General features: G+C 45.6%; 16 protein-coding genes. 8 read left to right on the top strand and 8 right to left on the bottom strand.

The genetic code is table 11. From position 1 onward, the window contains the following. A complete protein-coding gene (gene torC, locus YWE_RS0112540; protein ID WP_029094854.1) occupies window positions 1-1164 on the bottom strand; it encodes a pentaheme c-type cytochrome TorC in 1164 nt (387 codons plus the stop codon). A gap of 158 nt (window positions 1165-1322) precedes the next feature. Here torC and torR point away from each other — a divergent pair, with 158 nt between their 5' ends. After that, window positions 1323-2027, top strand: a complete 705-nt coding sequence (gene torR, locus YWE_RS0112535) for a two-component system response regulator TorR (RefSeq protein ID WP_029094853.1) — start codon at window positions 1323-1325, stop codon at window positions 2025-2027. Here torR and torT read toward each other — a convergent pair. Then, window positions 2000-3052, bottom strand: a complete 1053-nt coding sequence (gene torT, locus YWE_RS0112530) for a TMAO reductase system periplasmic protein TorT (RefSeq protein ID WP_029094852.1) — start codon at window positions 3050-3052, stop codon at window positions 2000-2002. The genes torR and torT overlap by 28 nt on opposite strands. A 221-nt stretch (window positions 3053-3273) precedes the next feature. Here torT and torS point away from each other — a divergent pair, with 221 nt between their 5' ends. The 5 genes from torS (at window position 3274) to YWE_RS0112505 (ending at window position 12045) form a co-directional block, all read left to right on the top strand. Beyond that, a complete protein-coding gene (gene torS, locus YWE_RS0112525) occupies window positions 3274-6009 on the top strand; it encodes a TMAO reductase system sensor histidine kinase/response regulator TorS (RefSeq protein ID WP_036015925.1) in 2736 nt (911 codons plus the stop codon). 350 nt (window positions 6010-6359) lie between these two features. Next, the gene (locus YWE_RS0112520) at window positions 6360-7496 is read left to right on the top strand and encodes a sugar diacid recognition domain-containing protein (RefSeq protein WP_029094850.1); all 1137 of its coding nucleotides are present in this window, start codon (window positions 6360-6362) and stop codon (window positions 7494-7496) included. Between the two features lie 119 nt (window positions 7497-7615). Next, the gene (locus tag YWE_RS0112515) at window positions 7616-8881 is read left to right on the top strand and encodes a GntP family permease (protein ID WP_029094849.1); all 1266 of its coding nucleotides are present in this window, start codon (window positions 7616-7618) and stop codon (window positions 8879-8881) included. Between the two features lie 7 nt (window positions 8882-8888). Further along, the gene (locus tag YWE_RS0112510; RefSeq protein WP_029094848.1) at window positions 8889-10028 is read left to right on the top strand and encodes a glycerate kinase; all 1140 of its coding nucleotides are present in this window, start codon (window positions 8889-8891) and stop codon (window positions 10026-10028) included. 661 nt (window positions 10029-10689) lie between these two features. Continuing rightward, window positions 10690-12045 (top strand): MFS transporter, encoded by a 1356-nt coding sequence (locus tag YWE_RS0112505; protein ID WP_029094847.1) that lies wholly within the window; start codon window positions 10690-10692, stop codon window positions 12043-12045. A gap of 67 nt (window positions 12046-12112) precedes the next feature. On the opposite strand, the gene YWE_RS0112500 is transcribed toward YWE_RS0112505, so the two are convergent. Both YWE_RS0112500 and YWE_RS0112495 read right to left on the bottom strand, forming a co-directional pair. After that, window positions 12113-13381: an MFS transporter gene (locus YWE_RS0112500; protein WP_029094846.1), complete on the bottom strand. Its 1269-nt coding sequence runs from the start codon at window positions 13379-13381 to the stop codon at window positions 12113-12115. A gap of 90 nt (window positions 13382-13471) precedes the next feature. Then, a complete protein-coding gene (locus tag YWE_RS0112495) occupies window positions 13472-14572 on the bottom strand; it encodes a mandelate racemase/muconate lactonizing enzyme family protein (protein WP_029094845.1) in 1101 nt (366 codons plus the stop codon). Between the two features lie 336 nt (window positions 14573-14908). Here YWE_RS0112495 and YWE_RS0112490 point away from each other — a divergent pair, with 336 nt between their 5' ends. Together YWE_RS0112490 and YWE_RS0112485 are read left to right on the top strand one after the other, a co-directional pair. Continuing rightward, complete coding sequence (locus YWE_RS0112490) at window positions 14909-15526, top strand: GntR family transcriptional regulator (protein WP_029094844.1); 618 nt, start codon at window positions 14909-14911, stop codon at window positions 15524-15526. A 220-nt stretch (window positions 15527-15746) separates the two neighbouring features. Continuing rightward, window positions 15747-16184, top strand: a complete 438-nt coding sequence (locus YWE_RS0112485) for a helix-turn-helix domain-containing protein (RefSeq protein ID WP_029094843.1) — start codon at window positions 15747-15749, stop codon at window positions 16182-16184. A gap of 68 nt (window positions 16185-16252) precedes the next feature. Here YWE_RS0112485 and YWE_RS0112480 read toward each other — a convergent pair whose 3' ends face one another. The 4 genes from YWE_RS0112480 to YWE_RS0112465 form a co-directional block, all read right to left on the bottom strand. Beyond that, window positions 16253-17620 (bottom strand): L-serine ammonia-lyase, encoded by a 1368-nt coding sequence (locus tag YWE_RS0112480; protein ID WP_029094842.1) that lies wholly within the window; start codon window positions 17618-17620, stop codon window positions 16253-16255. Between the two features lie 32 nt (window positions 17621-17652). Continuing rightward, window positions 17653-18942 (bottom strand): HAAAP family serine/threonine permease, encoded by a 1290-nt coding sequence (locus YWE_RS0112475; protein WP_029094841.1) that lies wholly within the window; start codon window positions 18940-18942, stop codon window positions 17653-17655. A gap of 664 nt (window positions 18943-19606) precedes the next feature. Continuing rightward, a complete protein-coding gene (locus YWE_RS27200; protein ID WP_051323320.1) occupies window positions 19607-21109 on the bottom strand; it encodes an alpha/beta hydrolase in 1503 nt (500 codons plus the stop codon). 113 nt (window positions 21110-21222) lie between these two features. Next, complete coding sequence (locus YWE_RS0112465; RefSeq protein WP_029094840.1) at window positions 21223-21696, bottom strand: outer membrane lipoprotein; 474 nt, start codon at window positions 21694-21696, stop codon at window positions 21223-21225. Between the last annotated feature and the right edge of the window lie 505 nt (window positions 21697-22201).

Here is a 22201-nt window from a genome sequence, read left to right as displayed (position 1 = left end):
TTATTTTTGTTGTTCTTTAGGCATGTCTGATGCATTAACCTGAAGGTATTTCAACAAGATGCGTTCTTCCTGAGTATTTAAGCTGGTGAAACCAAGCATCCCTTTTAAGGTACCGATCCAGGCGTTGGCATCGTAATGTTTGATATCCGGCGCACCATGACACTGGTTACAGGTGCTGTTGTACAGGGTTCCGGCGTATTCCCAGATTGGTTCAACGTTGTTAATCAGCTCACCTTTTTGTATCCATGCCGTGGTGCTCAGCTTGCTCCACTTGGCGTCAGTGTCTTTAACGACGGTTTGATCCAGCACTTTGGCACGCTCTTGGACTTCTCCGCGCAGGGTAGAAACAAATATCCGTTTACCGGGTAGCAGAGAGAGCACGCGCTGACGGCCTTCGGTTTCTGTCCAGCCTTCAATGCTGACCTGTAACCAGTCACCGTCACGCTTAAGTACTTTGACTTCTGAAGCCGGAAGCAGAGAACCTTCAGGCTCTTTGTCGCCTTTATTGGCAAAGATAGGTTTTTGATTCAGCGTGTATAGGATATCGGCATCAGACTGTTTTTCGGCATCCTGAACCAGTTTTTCGAAGTCTTTCTTCAGGCCGGTGCTCATATCAGGCATTTTATGTGCAATGCCCTTGTGGCAACTGATGCAGCTTTGGTTATCTTTAGCGGCAATCTTCATCTGTTTAGCCGCTTCGGGATGCTGTTTGGTGTGGTCCATCGCATCATAATCATGGCAAGAACGGCAGGTGGCCGAATTATTGGCCTTCATCCGTTCCCACTCACGCTCAGCCAGCTCTGCCCGTTTAGCTTCAAATTTTTCCGGCGTATCAATCGAGCCGGTAACAAATTTTTGATAAAGGTCGTTGGTGGCTTCTAGCTTACGGCCGATAGTGGCTAAGGTTCCCGGTGGAATATGGCAATCGCTACACTCGGCCCGCACGCCGGAGGCGTTACTGAAGTGGGTTGTTTGTTGGTATTCTTTATAAACTGTGCTTTCCATTTCATGGCAACTGACACAGAATTTTGTTGAACCGGTAATTTCCAGACCGGCATGAGGGACGAGGATCGCAGCGACTCCGATAATGATTCCAATCGACAAAATTGTAAGGACGGACCATTTCTTACTGGGCGTCTTTAATTTCAGCCACAGACTTTTCATTTTGACTTCCTTATTTATGGCATGGACGGTATTTTTATTATTTCTGATATACTAGCGTTCAGATATGAATAGGGTTGTGGGTATATGTGAACAGGCCGAAATAAAATATGAAAAAATATGAAAATAAATAATATTGATATTACGGGTCGGGTAAGCGAATGAGAAAATGGCATGTAGCGGTAGTAGAAGATGATGAAATAACGCGTTCTCGCATCATCGCTTATTTTCACCAAGAGGGTTATCAGGTCTCTGAAGCAGCAAATGCGGTGCAGTTAAGAGAAATTTTAGCCTTGCAACGCGTTGATTTAATTTTATTAGATATTAATTTACCGGATGAGAACGGATTATTATTAACCCGGCAATTAAGAGAACGTTCAGATATTGGCATTATTTTAGTTACCGGAAGGACGGACAGCGTTGATCGTATTGTCGGCCTGGAGATGGGCGCCGATGACTATGTGACTAAGCCGGTAGAATTAAGGGAGTTGGCGGTCAGGGTTAAGAATTTACTCTGGCGCATCTCGCTGGTTGAGAAAGCCGAGCAAAACGCATGCTTACCGGATAACGACCGGATTATTCACTTTGAAAATTACCGCCTCGATATTCCTAAGCGCAAGCTGTGGCAGGGAGATAACTTAATTAAGCTCACTCGCTCTGAGTTTGAGCTATTGCTGGCATTCTCTCGTTACCCTCAGCAGGTATTAAGCCGGGAGCGCCTGCTGTCAATGATATCTCACCGTAATGACAGCCCGGATGAACGGACCATTGACGTATTAATTCGCCGGCTGCGCAATAAGCTTCACGCCGAATTGTTTACATCGATTCATAGCGAAGGTTACTTATTCAGTACCGATGTGGAGTAAACCTCATACTCCGGGCGGAAGTCACCGGGAGATAGCGACAAGTTAACCTCTATTTTTGAAATATTTTCAGGGGTTAGGGTCAGTATGGTCGGGCCGATATCAGCAAGAAAAGGCTCTTTCTGTAATAGCCTTATGGTTTGGTCGATACTCAGCCTCCCCTGTAGCACCATCTGATCGCTGTTAGCCATCAGGATGCGCTGCCTTTTTAGCCCTCGATAGACTTCATGTGACAGATAGAAAGAGACCAGATCAATTTTTCCGTTCAGCTTTCTTAGCTGCAATTCAGGAATGGCGGCTTCTATTGCTACGGCGCTCCCTGCGATCAAATTAACATCAGGATGCTTTTCCAGCATGTGCTGCAGTAAGTTACGCTGCACTTCGAGATCGTTATCACCCCAGCCAATATCGACGACCTGGATATTGTGGTTAGCAATTTCTTGATTAAAGCTCTTTTCGATAAGGCTGGTTCCGCCACGGTTTTTAGGGCCGGGCAGTAATAATACTTTAAGCGATTGGTGTTCAGAACGCTTAGCCAGAAATTGCCCGACGTTATGCCCCATTTCACTCCAGGGCACCCCAACCCGGGCGGCGATGTTTTGCTGGCTGACTTCATTCACCAAGCCCAGCACCGGAATATCTCCTACCAGTTCAGGCAGGCGATCGTTGATCTTATCGTGAGAGACCGCGCCTAACAGTATGGCATCTGCTTCCCAGTCGGCACACTGGCGTAATTGCTCAAGCTGTAAGGCATAGTTGTCATAGCCACCGGCATCAAATACCTGAAGCTGAATACCGGATTCCCGAGCCTGCTCAACCATGCCATAGTTAACTGATAACCAATAAGAATCCTTCAAATGAGGATAAAGCGCACATAAGCGCCACGGCCGATTAGCGGGCTTTGACTGATATAAAACTCGTTCGGGTTTTGTGGTGTAAGAAAATCCGGGTGACCAAAGGTTAATTTCCCCTACAAAAGCTGTAACAGAAAAACTTATTAAAAGTAAAATAAAGGTAAATAAGCGCATAGGGTAAATAGCCACACTGATAATGATATCGATAAATTAAATCAAACAGCTTATCTGAATGATAAATTCCGATAGTTAAAATAAGGCATAAATTAAATATCTACTACTGCTATTTTTCCATAGCGGGCGATCTATTATTCATTAACGGATCACAACACAGCAAAATAATTATCTGATAGACTGGCGGAAATATATTTTTAACTCTGAGTAAATAAATCTGTATGTCGTTGACTCACCGTTTGTGGTTGGCTTTTGTTCTTATGGCTATCTTATCGTTGACCAGTGCATTGATCGGCTGGGCCGGGTTTCGCCATATTAAACAGATTGAACAACAGAGTACGCTTAATCTGTTGCCAACCATGAAGACCGCACTTCAGTTAAATGAAGCCGGGGCCTATATTCTTTTCTCCGGTCAGGCACTGAATGAAGTGACTTCTGAGGATGAGCGACAGGCTCAGGGAAAAATTCTGACAACCCAGAGTATCCGCATTCGTAGTTTATTATCTCAGCTTCAGGATTCCGGTTTTGATACCTCAAAGATTCAACAGCAGGAGCAATTGCTGTCTCAGCATTTGAGTGAGCAAGGCCAGTTGGTTGAACAGCGCCTAACGGTGAGCCGTGAGTTTAGCCAGATTCACGACCGTATCGCGTCTGCGGCTAATCAGATGACCGTATTAACCAAAAGTCAGGTAAATAACGCCAGTACCGCGGTGAGTGCCAATATCGCCACCATGTATGATGATATTGAAAAGAATAACCGCCAGGCAGTTGAGACGTCTTTGGACCGTTTAGTCGAAGTTGATTTAGACCATCAGAGCCGAATGACCGAACTGCATGAACAGTCGTTGAATGTGGCAAATTTACTGGCGCAGATTGTGAGTACCTCATCTGACGATATGCTGGCTGACATCGAAAAACAGTTCGGTCAGTTGGTTATTATTGTTAAACGGCGGGTTGAGTTTGTTGAAGATCCTCACCGTCGTTCACTACTCTTACCGCTGGTTAGCGAGTTAGAGGCTTATCGTGCACTGTTCCAGCATAAAAGGGACAGTATTGAACTTCAGCAGCGTTTGAGCTTTTCCGGCCAGTATAGTTTGCTGCTGTTTTCTCAGTTTAACAGCGAACTGGATGCGCTGGTCCGGCAGGTTAATGCCCGTAGCCAACAGGATCTGGAAAAAATCAGTATTGCCCGTAATACCAGTCAGAATTTACTGATTATCATGAGCATTATCTCACTGGTTGCTCTGCTGTTTATTCTTTGGCGGATTGTATGGCGCTCCGTTGCCAGACCGCTGACAATGCAGATTGAAGCACTACAGCGGATACTCGACGGCGATCTGCAAACCCCGCTGCCCCAGACCATTTCAGCCAGCGAATTAAAAACCATTGGTTATCTGGTTGAGCGTTTTCGGACCAATACGCTTTCACTTCACCATCAGCAGCGTTATTTAGAAATGCTGGTGGCTCAGCGGACAGAAGAGCTGAACGATCTGGTGCGGCAACATACATTGGCCCGACAGGATGCCGAGCTGGCCAATAAAGCCAAGTCGACCTTTTTAGCCACTATGAGCCATGAAATTCGCACTCCCCTTAACGGTATTTTAGGAACGGCGGAACTGCTGTTACTGAAGCCGTTGCCGGATGAAGATCGTATGGCGATTGAGGTTATTAATGACAGCGGTGAAAGCCTGCTGTCGATTCTGAACGATATTTTAGATTACTCCTCAATTGAAGCCGGTAGGATTGCGATTTTGCCTACCTCGGTAGCTCCGGATGAGCTTATTCAGCAGGCTTATCAACTGATGAGCAGCGCCGCCCATAAAAAAGGCTTAACGCTGAACGTTGAACAGGATGCGGCACTGCCGGAATATCTGCAGGTTGACCGGCAGAGGGTGTGGCAGATTGTTTGTAATCTGGTTGGCAATGCGATCAAATTTACTGACACAGGCAGCGTGACGTTGAGCAGCCTTAAGGTGGCGGAGAGCTGGCAAATTTCAGTGTCTGATACCGGTATTGGTATACCGACCGATCGGCAAAAAACGCTGTTTCAGCCGTTTACTCAACTCACTCATCGTCGCGGCGGAACCGGCCTGGGACTGACCATTTGCCAACGTCTGTCTCAGGCAATGAATGCCCGTTTATCTTTTGAAAGCCAGGCCGGTAAGGGGAGCCGTTTTACGGTGAGCATTCCTCTCAAATCGGCAGGGCTGGCCTGTCTTCCTGACGCTGCTCCTCAGCCGGTTGAGCAGTTTAGCGGTTATCATCTGCTGTTGATTGAAGATAATTTGATTAATCAAAAGGTAACTACTGCACTATTAAATCAGCTTAAGGTGCAGGTGACGGTAGTCAGTACCGGCCGCGAGGCGTTAGAGCGGCTATCAGCCTCTGACCATGGTTTTGATATGGCTTTGGTTGATCTGGACTTACCGGACATTGATGGTTGTGAACTGGCTAACCGGCTGAAAATCCAGGTGCCTGATTTACCTTTGACCGCCTTTAGCGCTCATATCTTGGGGAATATTCCGGAGCATTGTTATCAGTCCGGGTTTGTCGGATTCCTGAGTAAGCCTTTGCGCCTTAAAGCGTTAACGGAATATTTATCAACCCACCTGGGCAGGTCTCGGGTTATTCAACCGGTAGATTTATTAGATCGAAAACAGATCAATGATGATATTCGGCTATTTGGCCAATCTCAGATTAGCCAATGGCTCGTACTGTTTCGTGAGAATAATCTTCCGCTAATTGAGCGTTTAAAATCGGCGTATCAGGCCGGTGAGGTAGAAACAATACGCTCTGTGTCCCATCAGCTTAAAAGCAGTAGCGGAAGCTTATCGATGAGTACGTTATCGCATTATTTCGGTGATATTGAAAAAACATATCAGCTTGATGTTTTGAAGCTGGATGCGCTGGTATCTGACAGCTTATATTCGCTCGAGCAGGCGTTAAACCCAGAATAATGGCTTAATAACAAGGCGTTTAGACACACGTTGTCTTGTCTACCCCGCTTTTGGCGCGTTGTTTTTAACCAAAGCGTGAGCGTCATCATATCTACCACTTCTTTATTCCTTCCGCGATTTAACCAATATAAAACCAATAAATTACAACTAATTACCATGAATTAATGTTTTTACTGTTCAATGGATAATCACTCCTTTGTGCGTATGCACAATATTCATCAATTTCTTTCTGTTATTTTTGTATTTTACACCAAGACATTATCGGGTCTATCCGATAATAAACAGGGGTATTTCGGCCTGAGTGTATCACTGCTTCCTCGCCGAATTTAGCCCCATTCTGAGATATTAAAATGAACATTATCCGATCCAACTACCTTAAAGACACTACCGCGCGTCAGATTGTTCAACGCACGATGAGTATTATCCAATACTCAGTCAATGTGATGGATGAACACGGGATAATCATTGCATCCGGGGAACCTTCCCGTATCCATCAACGTCATGAGGGCGCTGTACTGGCGCTAACTGAAAATCGTATTGTCGAAATTGATAGTGCCACTGCCAGCCAGCTAAAAGGGGTAAAGCCGGGCATCAATTTACCTATCAGCTTTCAGGAGCAGCTTATTGGTGTTTTAGGTATATCCGGTGAACCTTCAGAGGTTCGTGCCTATGCCGAACTGGTCAAAATGGCCGCTGAATTGATTATTGAGCAGATGTCCTTATTGGAACAAAAGCAGTGGGATAAACGCTATCGCGAAGAGTTAGTTAATCAGCTTATTTTGCAGGATATCCATTCAACCTCGCTAAATTCAATGGCTTCCTATTTGGGCGTTAATTTACAGCAGCCCAGAGTGGTCATGATCATCGAACTGCATCAGCCGGATAGTGAAGTTTTACGCAGTCTGATTGATTATTTTGAATATAGCGTCAGAGATCATTTAGTGACCTTTACCCACTTTAATGAACTGGTGGTGCTTAAACCTATTACGCTTAAACAGGCCAGCTGGGATCCGCAACAAGAGCTGGCAGAATTACAACGTTTTAAAGGACAGATTGAGTCGGCCGGTTTTTTACGCATGATCGTTGGTGGTTATTTTGCTGACGAAGGCGGAATTCATCGCTCTTACCAGACCGCAAAGGCAACGCAGGCAATGGCGCATCGACTAAAGCTTAAAAATAAATATGTGTTTTATACTGACTACCAGTTGCCTGCGCTGCTGGGAGGGCTGGCTGATAGCTGGCAGGCTCAGGAATTATCAAAGGTATGGCTTAAGCTGCTGGCTGAAGATAACAAAGGTATTTTGCAAACCACGCTGCGCCAATATTTTGAACAGAACTGTGATCTTTCTCAAACCGCCGCCAGTCTGTATATCCATATCAATACGTTACGCTACCGCCTGCAACGCATTGAAGAGATAACCTCTTTAAAAATTAGTGACTTACAGCAAGCTGTTTGGCTGTATATTGGTATGCAATTACAACGTTAGTTTGTAGGATTCTACAGTTTTTCTCCTTAAATCGTCCGGCGATTTGGCCGGATGTCTCAAGATTAAATCAGCGCCTTAAGACAATACTGACCGCGAATATCATTCACGGAGAAATAATAATGACAACGGTCTCTGCATTAGGTGCGATAGTCGCCTTGGTGGTTGCTATCGTATTGATTTTAAGAAAAATATCACCAGCCTACGGTATGATGATTGGTGCGTTGGTTGGCGGCTTGGTCGGCGGAGCCGATCTGATTCAGACGGTTACTCTTATGGTTACTGGCGCACAGGGTATCACCAATGCCGTGCTGCGTATTCTTGCTGCCGGTGTGTTAGCCGGCGTATTGATTGAGTCCGGGGCGGCAAATACCATTGCTGAAACGGTCGTTCGCAAAGTGGGTGAAACCCGAGCTTTATTGGCTTTGGCGATTGCGACGATGTTGCTGACCGCCGTTGGCGTATTTATTGATGTCGCAGTCATTACCGTTGCGCCGATAGCTCTGTCGATAGCTCAGCGTGCCGATCTGTCTAAGATGGCGATTTTGCTGGCGATGATTGGTGGTGGTAAAGCGGGTAATGTAATGTCACCCAACCCTAACTCAATTGCTGCCGCGGACGCATTTAACGTGCCGCTGACCTCAGTCATGATGGCCGGTGTTGTACCGGGGATTTTTGGCTTAATAGTGGCTTACTTTTTGGCTAAGCGCTTAGTTAACAAAGACAGCAAAGTTGATCCTGCCGAAGTTATTTCCCATCAGTCAGGTACTCAGCCAGGTTTTTTAGCTGCGATAAGTGCACCGCTCGTTGCCATCGCACTGTTATCACTACGCCCGATTGCAGGTATTTCCGTTGATCCTTTAATCGCTCTGCCGGTAGGTGGTTTAGTCGGCGCTATCTGTATGGGACGGGTCAAACAAAGTAATGCCTTTATGACTGCGGGTTTAGCTCGTATGGCTCCGGTCGCCATTATGTTATTGGGTACCGGAACGCTGGCGGGCATTATTGCCAATTCAGGCCTTAAAGAAGTGCTGATTGATGGCCTGGCCGCATCAGGTCTGCCTCCTTATCTGTTGGCCCCGATTTCCGGTGCCATTATGTCAATGGCAACTGCGTCGACGACGGCCGGTACGGCAATTGCTTCCAGCGTATTTAGTCACACCTTGCTTGAACTTGGTGTTACTGCCTTAGCCGGTGCGGCAATGATTCATGCCGGTGCAACCGTTATGGACCACCTGCCACACGGTAGCTTCTTCCACGCCACCGGCGGCAGTGTGAACATGCAAATTAAAGAACGCCTTAAGTTATTACCTTACGAAACCATTATTGGTTTAACCATTGCAACTGTTTCGACGTTGATGTTTGGTGTATTCGGGCTAGCAGGGTAGGTTTGATATGAGAATTGTAATTGCGCCCGACTCTTTTAAAGAAAGCCTTTCTGCTATGCAGGTTGCTACGGCTATCCAGCAGGGGTTTAGTGAAATTTATCCCGATGCTGAATATGTCAAATTACCGATGGCTGACGGTGGTGAAGGGACGGTGATCTCTATGATTGAAGCGACCAACGGTCACTATTTCAACGAGATTATCACCGGTCCGTTAGGTTTACCGGTAGAAGGGTTTTGGGGACTGATGGGCGACGGAAAAACCGCGGTGATCGAAATGGCCGCCGCATCCGGACTTCATCATGTTCCACCCGCTCAGCGTAATCCGTTATACACCACTAGCCACGGAACCGGGGAACTGCTTCTGGCCGCTCTGGATCATGGGGTAGAACGTATCATTCTGGGTATTGGCGGCAGTGCCACCAACGATGGCGGTGCCGGTATGATGCAGGCGCTGGGGGCTTCATTACGAGATGCTCAGGGGCAAGAGCTTGAAGTCGGTGGCGAGGCCATTGGAGGCCTTGCAACGATTGATTTAAGCGGACTGGATCCCCGGCTGGCTAACGTTAGCGTTACCGTTGCGTGCGATGTGAATAATCCACTGTGCGGCCCGACCGGCGCATCAGCGATTTTCGGACCGCAGAAAGGGGCTACGCCGGAGATGGTTAAAACTCTGGATAGTGCACTGTTCTGCTATGGTTCATTGATTGAACAGGTCACGGGCAACGCAGTATTACACGCTGCCGGAGCCGGTGCAGCCGGCGGTATGGGCGCAGCCCTGCTGGGTATGTTGAACGCTGAGCTTAGGCCGGGAATTGATATCGTGATTAAGGCGTTACAGCTGGATAGCCTGATAGAAAATGCCGATCTAGTGATTACCGGAGAAGGGCGGATTGATAGTCAAAGTATCCATGGTAAAACGCCGATTGGCGTTGCTCGTTCTGCTAAACGTTTTAATAAGCCCGTGATTGCTCTGGCAGGAGGATTAACGCCTGACCATCCGGTTGTTCATGACCATGGGTTAGATGCGGTATTCTCAGTGCTGACCCAAGTGGCTACACTTCCGGAGGCTTTGCAGAATGCAGAACGCAATCTGAGAATTACGGCGAGAAATATTGCCAGCGTTTGGAAGATGGCTCGCGAAGCATAATCTTATATAGCCATGCTGCCGGATAGTCACCACCCCCGTTGAGAGCAGGTTTCAACGGGGGTTTTATTATCTAAATCCGTATTGGTTTTTTTAGGTTTATCCTCTATTCCGGTGGACTATTTTTCACGTTGTTTAGCGTTACAGCAATCTGATTATTTGTAGTGAATTATTTTGATGATTGGTCTTTGTTGGTCATTTATTGAACCATTGGCAGAACAATCTGCTAAAAAATTGATAAAGGTGAATTGCGTGTAAAACGTGATTTATAAAGACGTATCTATAAGCAGTGAGCCCCTGTAACAACTTATTATAATTCGGTTAGATACCTGTCTAGTTTATTGCTTCAAAACCCCGCCAGCTCTAGTGTTAATGCTTCACCGTCTATCCGTTTACAACCACATAAATTTGCTGCTATAACGTCTGAATGTCACGACACACTACTCGCTAAGCACTGCTAACCACGTATCAATGGACTGAATGTTTTCGACGACAGATTACATCTGAACGAGTTTCCATTTCTAGCCTTAGTATCTCGTTGGCCTCTGAGCGATCGCCCAAGGGTTAGACTTTGCGATCCTTAGATTTAGTTTTTGAGCTACATTTTGTTGTGCAGCAGTTAATAACAGCAGTTAATAACAATAGTTAAAAGCAGGATTCACACATGACATCGTCTTCATCCATGACAACCGGTCAGCCAAAGGCCCGACCGTTAAATAAGAATGATTACAAAACCCTGGGGCTGTCGTCACTGGGCGGAACTTTAGAGTTCTATGATTTTGTAATCTTTGTGTTCTTTACCGGAACGCTGACTCACCTGTTTTTCCCGGGTGATAACGAATTTATTGCCCAGATGAAAACGCTGGGTATTTTTGCTGCTGGCTATTTAGCGCGTCCGCTCGGCGGAATTATTATGGCGCACTACGGCGATAAAATTGGCCGTAAGCGCATGTTCACCCTCAGCATCTTCTTAATGGCTGTGCCGACGTTGGTTATTGGCCTGCTGCCAACCTATGCCTCTATCGGCGTGATGGCTCCGATTCTGCTGCTGCTGATGCGTATTATGCAGGGTGCTGCGATCGGTGGTGAAATGCCGGGTGCATGGGTATTTATCGCAGAACATACGCCAGAACAACGTTACGGTCTGGGCGTGGGTACGCTAACTTCAGGTATTACCGGCGGTATTTTATTAGGCTCTATCGTGGCAATCATTATTCAACGCGTTTACAGCGGTGATGAAATCAATGATTTCGCCTGGCGTATCCCGTTTATTTTAGGTGGCGTGTTTGGTCTGATTTCGGTTTATCTGCGTAAATTCTTACAGGAAACCCCAATCTTTAAAGAGATGGCGGCTAAGAAAGCGCTGGCCAATGAAATGCCGGTGATTACCGTGGTGAAGAACCATAAAGTAGCCTGTTTTATTACCGCTGTACTGACGTGGTCTCTGTCTACTGCCATCGTGGTAACCATTCTGATGACTCCGGCTATTGTGGTTGAGAAGATGTATCAGATTGACCGTACGATTTCGCTGGAAGCGAACTGTGTGGCAACGCTGATGCTGACTATCGGCTGTATCTTCTGGGGTTGGATGTGCGACAAAGTGGGCACTCGCATTACCATGACGCTGGCATGGGGTGGTTTAGCTATTACGGCCTTCTACTTCTATAGCTCTCTGCATACGGGTATTGCGGCCGGTGAACTGATGTTTAACTATGGTCTGATGGGGCTGTTTGTTGGCGCTATCGCGACCACGCCGATTGTGGCAACCCGCGCATTCCCGGCTCATATTCGTTTCTCCGGTCTGTCATTTGCCTATAACCTGTCGTATGCCGTGTTCGGTGGCTTAACGCCGATGATTACCGGCGCATGGCTGAAAGAGAGCCATATGGCTCCGGCATACTATGTTGGTTTTGTTTCGCTGTTAGCGGTAGCAGTGGCCTTTATGCCGCTGGCATATCGCGGCTGGACCGCCAGAGCTAAAGCTGGGGATGTGAATGCTGAAGCTGTGCCTGTGAAATAAGTTATTAGTGTTAGATAAAAAATCCGGCAATTGCCGGATTTTTTTATGGTTGAAAACGCGGGTGAAATTAAGAATCAGTGATTTCACTACTAATCGGTTTAGTCATCAAAATTGCCATCGCGCCGATAATTGCCACAATGCCGGCAATAATAAAGGTCAATGGAAATGAGTGACTCTTATCCAGAATTATTCCGGTTAAGGTTGGTCCGATAATGCCTGCAAGGTTGGCGATAAAGTGGATAAATCCGCCTACGCTGCCAATGCTTTTAGCCGGGATAGTATCTAACACCGTTGACCAAATACAGGTGCCTGCGTTGTACAGCGCATATACGGTTAACGTCATTAAGATCACTGCGGGATAGAGCGTTGAGATAGTGCTGGCATAAATAATACTGCATGCGGAAATCACCATGCCGGTTACCACCACGGTTTTGCTGGAGGTAAGTGCTTTTCCGCTACGGCGGTATAGCCAGTCGCAAATTAATCCGCCGGTAATGAGCCCTATGGCACCGAAAAGCCAGGGAATGGCATTAACAAATCCCATGGTTTTAATATTCAGTCCATGGCTCTGAACTAAATAGGTAGGAAACCAAGTCAGAAAGAATGACAGGACGTAGCTATAGGCGAAATAGCCTGCAGCAATAGCCCATACGGTACGTTGTTTTAGGTAGTAGCTCAGTTTGGGACCCGATGATTTAAGCTCTTCAGCCACTGCTTGAGTATCCTGACGGATATGAGCGAGTTCCTGCGGAGTCATCTTAGGGTGCTGCTCTGGCATGTCACGGGCAGTTCGCAGCCAAAATATGATCCACACTAGCCCCATCATCATGATAATAACGAATGCTGTTCTCCAGCCTAATGCCAGCGCGAACATGCCGACAATCGGGCCACACAAAGCACCGCCAAGCGGTTGGCCTGAGTTGATAAAACCGGTCGCAAAAGCGGCTTCTTTACGCGGAAACCAGCTTTTAATGGTTTTATTGTTGGTGGTACCCATCGGGCCTTCGCCCATACCGAACAGCACGCGTACTGCAACCATGGAGAAAAAACCGGTCACTAAGGAGGTTAGTCCGCAGAAGACAGACCACAGTCCCATCGCGCTGGCCATGGTTTTTCGTGGGCCAAATTTATCGGCGCAGATCCCGCCGATAAAGCAGAACAATGCATATCCCAGAAAGAAGCTGCTGAATACAATTCCCATCTGAGTGGCACTCAGCTCAAGATCTTTTTCTATAAACGGCGCCATAACAGACAGGGATGCCCGATCCATATAGTTAATTATTCCGCCAAAGAACATCACTATAGCTAATGACCACCTTATATTATTTTTAAACATAGCAAGCCATCCCATGAATTAAAATGAGTATAAAATTTAATTGGTTAGTTGTGTTTTTTATGGCCCAATAATATGAATTGGGCCCCATATTTACTCTATGGTGTATTTTACTAATGTTTCTTTATGAATAACGTCCCAGTCCCAGTTAATGCCCAACCCGGGTTTTTGTGACGGATAGGCAAAGCCATTCTCTATTTTCACTTTATCCAGCGTAACGGTATCTAACTGCGGGATGTACTCCAACCAGCGGCTATTCTGAATGGCGCAGCAGAGTGAAACATGAAGTTCCATCAGGAAGTGCGGGCAGACAATTTTATTAAAGCATTCAGCCATATGAGCGACTTTAAGCCATGGGGTGATACCGCCGATGCGTGCGACATCAACCTGAATAATATCTGCGGCATTACCTTGTAAATATTCCTTAAAGTGTTGCATTGAATATATTGATTCACCGACGGCAACCGGAATGGTGGTGGACTCACACAGTTTCTTATGGGCTTCAACGTCGTGAGCTAAGAAGGGTTCTTCAATCCACGACAGCACAATGTGCTCCAGAAGTGCCGCTCTCTGCTTGGCATCAGACAGTTTAAGGGCCTGATTGCAGTCAGTCATAATGACATAGTCATCACCAACCGCCTGTCGTACTGCTTCAAGCCGTTGAATATCTCGATTAGGGTTAGGGGAGCCAATCTTAATTTTTGAACCACAAAATCCATTTTCTTTCACAGCCAGTGCGTCTTTAACCAAATCTTCGGTGCTGAGATGTAGCCATCCGCCTTCGGTAGTATAAAGCTGTAGTTTTGATTTTGCTCCGCCAGCCACTTTATACAACGGTTGGTTCATTCGTTTGCACTTAAGATCCCATAGGGCAGTATCAATGGCTGCAAGTGATAGTGAAGTAATAGCGCCGACTGATGTTGCATGAGTTGAAAAGAGTAATTTATTCCAGATTTCCTCAATCATCGAAGAATCATGGCCGATAAGCTTAGGTAAAAGGTGATCTTTTAGCAGGGCAACAATCGATGAGCCTCCGGTACCAATAGTGTAAGTATATCCTTCTCCAACCTCACCGCTTTCTGTTGTCAGACGGACAATCGGCGTTTCTTGTGACTCAAATGATTGAATAGCATCGGTACGCTTTACCTTTGGTTTTAGATCAACCATGAACAGTTCTGCTTTGACGATCTTCATCTTTGTTTCCTCATCTTATTGGTGAATATTTATGAATACATATTGTATACAATATAAATACAATAATATTGAATGATGAAAAAACAATCGATTTAGCGTCAGGATGCTATTGAGGTCACATTTTATCGTTATCAGGCCTGTGCCAGAATTTACTTATATTGCGATGGAAAGCCCGGACAAGATGGGGAGAATACTTTGAATTTACGGTGAAAATTTTATTAAGCAGTGAGTCTGATATAACGTAATATGCTGTCTGGTGTTGAGATAATGAGTACACTACAGGTATTGGATGATCACTTACTCGTTGACTGATTTTACTATTTTGAAGATAACAATATGAATGCAAGCGAAAAAACATATCAGCAGCTAAAAGCAAAAATAATTTCTAACGAGCTGGTTGGGGCTGTCTCTGAAAGTGAACTCTGTGCAACGTTTAACGTTAGCCGAACGCCACTTCGTGAGGCCATATTTCGGCTTATTACTGAAGGTTGGATCGACTATTCGAAGAACAAAACTAAAACTATCCGGCCAATTACGTTAAAAGAGCTAAAAAATATCTTTCAAATCCGAGTTGATATTGAAATCATGCTGCTTAATTTATCTTGGAAGTATCATGATACCTCTATTTATCAGTCAATTAAGAAAAATATCGAAAAGGGTATTGCCCAGCAAGATATTGATTTATTACTGGCATCAGATAATCAGCTTCATCAGCAACTGTTGGATGATTGCAACAATGAGCTGGTGTATAAAATGCTGTCGTTTATCTATGACCGGCTACGAATGCTGCGCTCAGATAAAGTAAAAACGGATTCGATTTTTGAGTCATCGACAGAACATCTTAATATCTGTGATGCAATCATCATCCGCGATCAGGATGCGGCTAGAAAAGCAATTTCCACCCATGTATCAAACTCACGGCTAAGAATATTGACAACATTTGATGAGTGTTAGGGCGCGGGAGTCCTGATACAACCGGGCGTAGCGGCCTTTCTGTTGCTAAATAGCAACGCTTTGGTGTTATAACTGTGATCAACCTTTCTGTTTATTGAGACCCCATTCACATTAGTGACTTTACCGCAGTCAGTTGTCCCATTTGTTTAAATCAATTTGTCCTTAGCCTAGGGTTAACGGTTATAATGTAGCCCGATACAGTTACTCCTCAGGTACCTCCATGAAATTTGATACCGTGTCTGATAGCGAAATAATCTCTGAGCTTTGTCGGCGGATTAAAGAGACTCGCATTACTATGCGCCTGTCTCAGATCGAACTGGCTGAGCGGGCGCAGGTCGGTATAGCGACCATTAAGCGGGTTGAGATGGGCGAGTCAGTGACCTTAAGTACGCTGATTGGCATTTTGCGTGGTTTGGGGCGCTTGCACCAGTTGGAATCAGTGCTGTTTGATTCTGAAATGAGAACCTTTAATGCTCAGATCACGCCTGACGCTGAGAAGGCGCCGGTGCGGATTCGTAAAAAGGCCGATGGCAGTGATTCTGATAATAATCCGGTGGTGCCGACTAAACGCAGCCATTTGTTAGACAGCGATAGCTGGTATACCTCTGCGGCACGCAGCAATGTGGTGTGGTCGAGTTTTGAATCAGATAAGAAATAACTAACCGGTTTTTTTAGGATGGGCGTTCCGTTTGGCCGCCAGTGCAGCGGCCAAACGGAACTGGTCTATCAGGATTCACACAGCGCAACTTTAATCGCTAATCCCCCCTGTGACGTTTCACGATATTTTGCGTTCATGTCTTTGCCGGTTTCATACATGGTGTCGATGACTTTATCCAGCGACACTCGAGGCTCACTGGTGCGCAACATCGCCATACTGGCCGAGTTGATCGCTTTAACTGCCGCAATAGCATTACGTTCGATGCAAGGAACCTGTACCTGACCGGCGACCGGATCGCAGGTTAAGCCCAGATTATGTTCCATACCAATTTCTGCGGCGTTACAGACTTTCTCCGGGCTACCGCCCAGCAATTCGGCCAATCCGGCGGAGGCCATTGAGCAGGCTACGCCAATTTCACCCTGACAACCGACTTCCGCGCCCGAAATCGAAGCATTCATCTTATACAGCAGGCCTACAGCACCGGCAGCAAGAAAGTAGCGGGTATAAGATTCGGGCGTAACAGGTTGAATAAAGTGGTTATAGTAAGCCAGAACTGCCGGAATAATGCCGCATGCACCGTTGGTTGGCGCCGTGACCACTCGGCCACCGGAGGCATTCTCTTCACTCACGGCCATAGCAAACATATTGACCCAGTCCATGGCCGCCATTGGGTTAGTCGACATACGGTCATGGGTAAACAGCACCCGGTGCAAAGCCGAAGCCCGGCGCGGTACCTTTAATGGTCCCGGCAGAACACCTTCGGTATTCATGCCACGATGAATAGCTCCGTTCATGGTTTCCCACACCAGCGCCATATAGCGCTCAACTTCTTCTCTGCCGTGCAGTGCGATTTCGTTCTTCATCATGACTGCGGAAAGCGACAGGCAGTTATCTTTGCAGTGACGTAGCAGGTTCTTAGCCGAATAAAAAGGATAAGGCACTTCAACTTCTGACGTTTGCTCTTTACCAAAGTTTTCTTCATCAACCACGAAACCACCGCCTACTGAATAGTAGGTTTTAGAGTGGATGAGCAGATGACCATCATAGGCTTCGAAGGTCAGCCCGTTTTCATGCAGTGGCAATGCGTTATCACAGAAGTTAAGCGTCAGGCCAACCTGCCGTTCAACGTTATCTGAACACTGAACCGGCAGGGTGCCATTCTGGTGAACGTGTTGAATAAAGGTCGGTATTGTCTCGACGTTAACCGTGTCGGGCTTATTACCGGCCAGTCCCATGATTATCGCAATGTCCGTATGGTGGCCTTTGCCCGTCAGTGAGAGCGAACCGTAAATATTGGTCACAATACTTTTGGTCAGGGTGTCCAGCTGTTTACTTTTTAGATCTTCAATAAACATTGTGCCGGCTAACATCGGACCAACGGTATGGGAGCTTGAAGGACCTATACCGATTTTAAAAATCTCAAATACGCTAATCATGGGATTTCCTTACACGCTATGTTGAGTAACAGTTAACCCAGAAGGCTATAGATAATGGCTGACATTGAGATTAAGCCCATAATCACTACAAATACGTTACTGATATGTCCGCTGTATTTGCGCATCGCCGGGACTTTTTGAATGGCATACATCGGCATCAGGAACAGCAGCATAGCGATGATCGGGCCACCAAGGGTTTCAATCATACCGAGAATGCTTGGGTTCAATGTTGCAACAATCCAGGTCGTTATCAGCATAAACAGGGCAGTGATGCGGTTTAGCTTATTAATCTCGATGCTCTTACCTTTACCGCGTAAAGATTTAATCACCATGCCGTTAAAACCTTCACGAGCGCCCAGATAGTGGCCTAAGAAAGATTTAGTGATGGCAATGAAAGCAATAATTGGTGCGATATAAGCAATAACCGGAGTATTAAAGTGGTTAGCCAGATAGGACAGAATTGAAATATTCTGCGCTTTTGCCGCTGCCAAATCTGCAGGAGACAGGCTAAGTACACAGCTGAAAACGAAGAACATCACGGTGAGAACCATCATGATATGGCTACGTGCCAGAATCTTAGAGCATTTAGCTTCGGCTTTATCGCCGTACTCTTCTCTCTTCGCTACTGCAAAAGCCGAGATAATCGGAGAGTGGTTAAATGAGAACACCATTACCGGAATAGCCAGCCATAAGGTCATCCACAGGCCTTTTCCAGTCTCAGTCGCCGCCGATGAGAAACTGGCAGTTTCAAAAATTGCCGAGCTCCAGTTAGGAATTAAATACAGGGCTAACAGCATCAGTACCGCGACAAATGGGAATACTAAGATACTCATTGCCTTAACAATGATTTTTTCACCAAAGCGTACGATGGTCATTAAGCCAAGGATCAGTATCAGGGACAATATAGCCCGCGGCGGAGAAGGTAAGTGCATCTGGTGAGTGATAAAGCTATCAACGGTATTGGTAATCGCGACGCTATAAACCAAGAGTATCGGGTAGATAGCGAAGAAGTAGAGCAGGGTAATGAGTTTACCTGCGCCAACGCCAAAGTGCTCTTCTACCACTTCGGTGATATCTTCGCCGGGATTCTTACCGGACAGAACAAAACGGCAAAGTCCACGGTGTGAATAATAGGTCATTGGGAAGGCGATAATTGCCATAATAATCAGCGGGATTAGCCCGCCGATGCCGGCGTTAATCGGTAAGAATAAAACGCCTGCACCAATAGCTGTACCGTAAAGGCCCAGCATCCACATAGTGTCGGTTTTGCGCCAATCGCTGGCTGCCACCGGTATTGTTGTGTCTGATTGTATTGTGCTCATAGGGGATCCCCGGGATATATAATTTATAATAATAATCGGCGGCATTTATAAAAATGCCGGGACGAATTCAACTGTTTTAGCTATTTAATTAACGACAGAATAAAAAATAAAATATATTTCGGTCTGTGCGCATTTTAAAGGCTTTGATTAAATTAATAGCCAATGAGGATCACAGAAAGCGTGATTGATAAAATATTTTAAAGCATCAGTCCTGATTCTTTATATATCATCTTGCCTAAAGGCTCGTTACTGATACTTTATCTGGATTTTTGCGAGGGAGGTAAAATGCGGACTTATTAAATAAAGAATCAAAAATGAGCCGTTATCTTTATTTGTTTACTAAGGTATCAAAATTAATCTGTTGAAGTAAATATATTTACTCGGCCTGTTAATTATAGATTCAAATAAGAAAAAATTACAAATTGTTCATATATTAAATATCGAGAATTTAATCTGACAGGAAGCGAAAGATGAATGTTATGCGGCAGGGCTGGAAAGATTGCCGGGCTTTGTACTGACAATGACTACCGGTTGTCGGTGAAAAAAGCGAGTGTCGCGATGTTCTGTTGGCGCATAAAGATCATGCTGGACCTTAATTAAACCATTTTAATCAGTAGTAAAACGGCCGTTCTATCAAACAGCCGCTTCATGAGATCGATAGAAATTAGTGCGCTGGCGCCGTTACCGGTTGGTCAGCGGGTTGTGGCAGCAGGCTTTGTGCAATACTTTCATCAATACGTTCCTGAACATAAGGGAAGAAAGGGTTTGATGAAGCTCTTAATAAGGCATCTAAATCAACCACCAAGACTAAACGTTCACCGCGAACCGCTAAGCGGCCAAGGTTGATACCATATTGCTCCGGATCATCCGGCTTACTGCCATACAGCGGGTCGCTGTCAGGGAACGGAATCGAAACGTGGGACATGGAGAATCGGTCCTGAGAATATTCCATATTCAACGGTGTTATCGTCTCGGTTGTCTCTCCGGCGTTTGTGATTTTTACCACGGCTTTATTGGTGGCCGGTGATTCATTGGTAATAAAGTTAACCTGATAGTTGCGCGGTGTTTGAGGCAACAGGTTGTCAATAGTAGAAACCACAGACGGCCTGACCAGCACTTGGAAGTTAGTTAAACGGTTAATATCAAATAGCACTAACTTACTGCCGTTCATCGGCAGGTAGTTATACAGATCGTTAATCACGGCGCGGGTACTGACGGTAAAATCAACCACCGACTGGAAGGTGAGTATCCGCGGCAGGTTGTCCAGTTTACCCTCTCTGGATAAGCGAACGATTTTAGTTTGTAACTCGTCAGTGAGCAGATAGGACTGACGGGCTCCATTCACTGGAAATGAATTATATTTAAACGGATTAAACTCAGGAACAACGCTGAGCCAGGCTGCTTTGGAGAATGGCGGGAAAACCGCGGGCAGTCCGGCTAACCCGGCAAATCGGGCAAAGCTGGTAATACCAATCATAGGTGAAACAAGCGTTAACTGCTGGGGTTTGGCAAGGGTAGGATCCTCTTTTGAATCCAACGCATAGTTTAGAGCCAGCGTGCCCCCGGTCGAAAACCCAACCATGTGCAATGGTAAGTCCGGTCCGCTAAGCTGTTTAGCTTCACGTACCGCTAAACGGGTTGCCGCAACCCAATCCTGCCAGCGAACGCTGGTTAAGCCTGCCGGTACCGTACCGTGTCCCGGCAGGCGAATACCGACAGCAACAAAACCTTCTTTTGTATACTCTTCGGCAATATGCCGCAGGCTGTATGGCGTGTCAGTTAAACCGTGCAGCAAGACAACGGCGCCCTTCGGTTTGCCCTCCGGCATCATAATATAGCTACGGTTCCAGTTTTGGTTAAAGTGTTCCGGATAAACGACGCTGCCTTCATAGTAGCGATTGAGCTGTACTTGCTGATCGCGGTCAATACGTTGGACGACGTTTTTATATACGCCTTCCATAGTAATGTTTTCTGACAGCAGATAACCATTCCAATCAACATGATCAATTTCATCTGCATCTAACTCATCCGGCACATAGGTATGCCAGAGCTGAAGCGGTGCTCCGCGTTGAGTATCATATATACGCACCCCGGCTAGCGTCAGGGCAATAATGAAAAGCATGATTAAAATGCGTTTAATCCAGCGCTTAATAAAATTTATAGGCATATATGAGTATCTGCTGTCTGTAAAAAGGTGACTCGGAACGATACGTTGACCTGTACCGAATAGCGGGTAGCCTTTCACCAGAGTGTTGGTAATCGGCTACCTACCCGCGGACATTACATATTGGTTGGAGAAACCGTTACTGTTGAACCGCTGTTAGCAATCATGACGCGCTGCCCGGTAAAGAACTGGGTAGAACCGACAGCTTGAACAACGGCGATAACATTGCCGTCATCACGACGAATTTCCAGCTGTACGCCGTTAGCTCTGTTCATTGAACTTTGAACGCCTTGTCCGGCCATTCCGCCTGCGATAGCACCGCCGGCTGTGGCGATATTACGACCACTTCCTCCGCCTACGGCATTACCAACGAAGCCGCCGAGAACAGCGCCACCAATTGCACCAAGAGCATTATTATCATCTCCGCCTTGAATAGTGACCGGCTGGGTGGAGAGTATGGTTCCATAAGTGACAGTTTGCATTCTCTGGGCTTGTGATGCACTGACGGTATTCCCGGACAATGCACTGTTATTAGTACAACCCACTAAAGCCGTTACGATAAATAAAGATAGAATGATATTTTGTTTCATAGAATTACTCTCAATAGAAATAGATAAAAGATACGATAATTGAGTAGGGTGGAAAACACTTTATAGTAAAAACATCTGTTGGTAATTAGAGCATGAAAATTTAAGAATAAATATCGATTATCATTTGAAACACATTATAAATTAATTATAAATTTATTAACTACTTATTAAAGCATTATTAATCAAGAATTTATTATTACTTTGAACATTTTTGTTTATACTTTAATTAGAGTATAAATCATCTTTTTTGAGTTGCATGATTTTTTCAGTGGAGATTGTTAACGTAATGATTTTTAACAAAAACAAATTTTCAAAATCTATCGAAAATCGCGTTTTAAAAGGGTGTGCTCCTTACGCTACCCATGCGTCGCAACAATTTATCCATACTTTCTGTGGTGATTATTAGGAAACTATTGTTTATTCACCATATTCATCGGTAGAATTTATATCGCGGGTTTATACAGTCTATTCATCGCCAATACCTATTATTTCACTTATTTCATGG

Source organism: Budvicia aquatica DSM 5075 = ATCC 35567, from assembly GCF_000427805.1.
GTDB classification, from domain to species: Bacteria; Pseudomonadota; Gammaproteobacteria; order Enterobacterales; family Enterobacteriaceae; genus Budvicia; species Budvicia aquatica.
Note: the sequence above shows the minus strand (reverse complement) of the source record. Positions and strands in the feature narration are given on the sequence as shown.

What these genes read in the sequence shown, in the direction of transcription:
- torC (WP_029094854.1), bottom strand. Translation starts at nt 1,164, where the DNA reads ATGAAAAGTCTGTGGCTGAAATTAAAGACGCCCAGTAAGAAATGGTCC.
- torR (WP_029094853.1), top strand. Translation starts at nt 1,323, where the DNA reads ATGAGAAAATGGCATGTAGCGGTAGTAGAAGATGATGAAATAACGCGT.
- torT (WP_029094852.1), bottom strand. Translation starts at nt 3,052, where the DNA reads ATGCGCTTATTTACCTTTATTTTACTTTTAATAAGTTTTTCTGTTACA.
- torS (WP_036015925.1), top strand. Translation starts at nt 3,274, where the DNA reads ATGTCGTTGACTCACCGTTTGTGGTTGGCTTTTGTTCTTATGGCTATC.
- YWE_RS0112520 (WP_029094850.1), top strand. Translation starts at nt 6,360, where the DNA reads ATGAACATTATCCGATCCAACTACCTTAAAGACACTACCGCGCGTCAG.
- YWE_RS0112515 (WP_029094849.1), top strand. Translation starts at nt 7,616, where the DNA reads ATGACAACGGTCTCTGCATTAGGTGCGATAGTCGCCTTGGTGGTTGCT.
- YWE_RS0112510 (WP_029094848.1), top strand. Translation starts at nt 8,889, where the DNA reads ATGAGAATTGTAATTGCGCCCGACTCTTTTAAAGAAAGCCTTTCTGCT.
- YWE_RS0112505 (WP_029094847.1), top strand. Translation starts at nt 10,690, where the DNA reads ATGACATCGTCTTCATCCATGACAACCGGTCAGCCAAAGGCCCGACCG.
- YWE_RS0112500 (WP_029094846.1), bottom strand. Translation starts at nt 13,381, where the DNA reads ATGTTTAAAAATAATATAAGGTGGTCATTAGCTATAGTGATGTTCTTT.
- YWE_RS0112495 (WP_029094845.1), bottom strand. Translation starts at nt 14,572, where the DNA reads ATGAAGATCGTCAAAGCAGAACTGTTCATGGTTGATCTAAAACCAAAG.
- YWE_RS0112490 (WP_029094844.1), top strand. Translation starts at nt 14,909, where the DNA reads ATGAATGCAAGCGAAAAAACATATCAGCAGCTAAAAGCAAAAATAATT.
- YWE_RS0112485 (WP_029094843.1), top strand. Translation starts at nt 15,747, where the DNA reads ATGAAATTTGATACCGTGTCTGATAGCGAAATAATCTCTGAGCTTTGT.
- YWE_RS0112480 (WP_029094842.1), bottom strand. Translation starts at nt 17,620, where the DNA reads ATGATTAGCGTATTTGAGATTTTTAAAATCGGTATAGGTCCTTCAAGC.
- YWE_RS0112475 (WP_029094841.1), bottom strand. Translation starts at nt 18,942, where the DNA reads ATGAGCACAATACAATCAGACACAACAATACCGGTGGCAGCCAGCGAT.
- YWE_RS27200 (WP_051323320.1), bottom strand. Translation starts at nt 21,109, where the DNA reads ATGCCTATAAATTTTATTAAGCGCTGGATTAAACGCATTTTAATCATG.
- YWE_RS0112465 (WP_029094840.1), bottom strand. Translation starts at nt 21,696, where the DNA reads ATGAAACAAAATATCATTCTATCTTTATTTATCGTAACGGCTTTAGTG.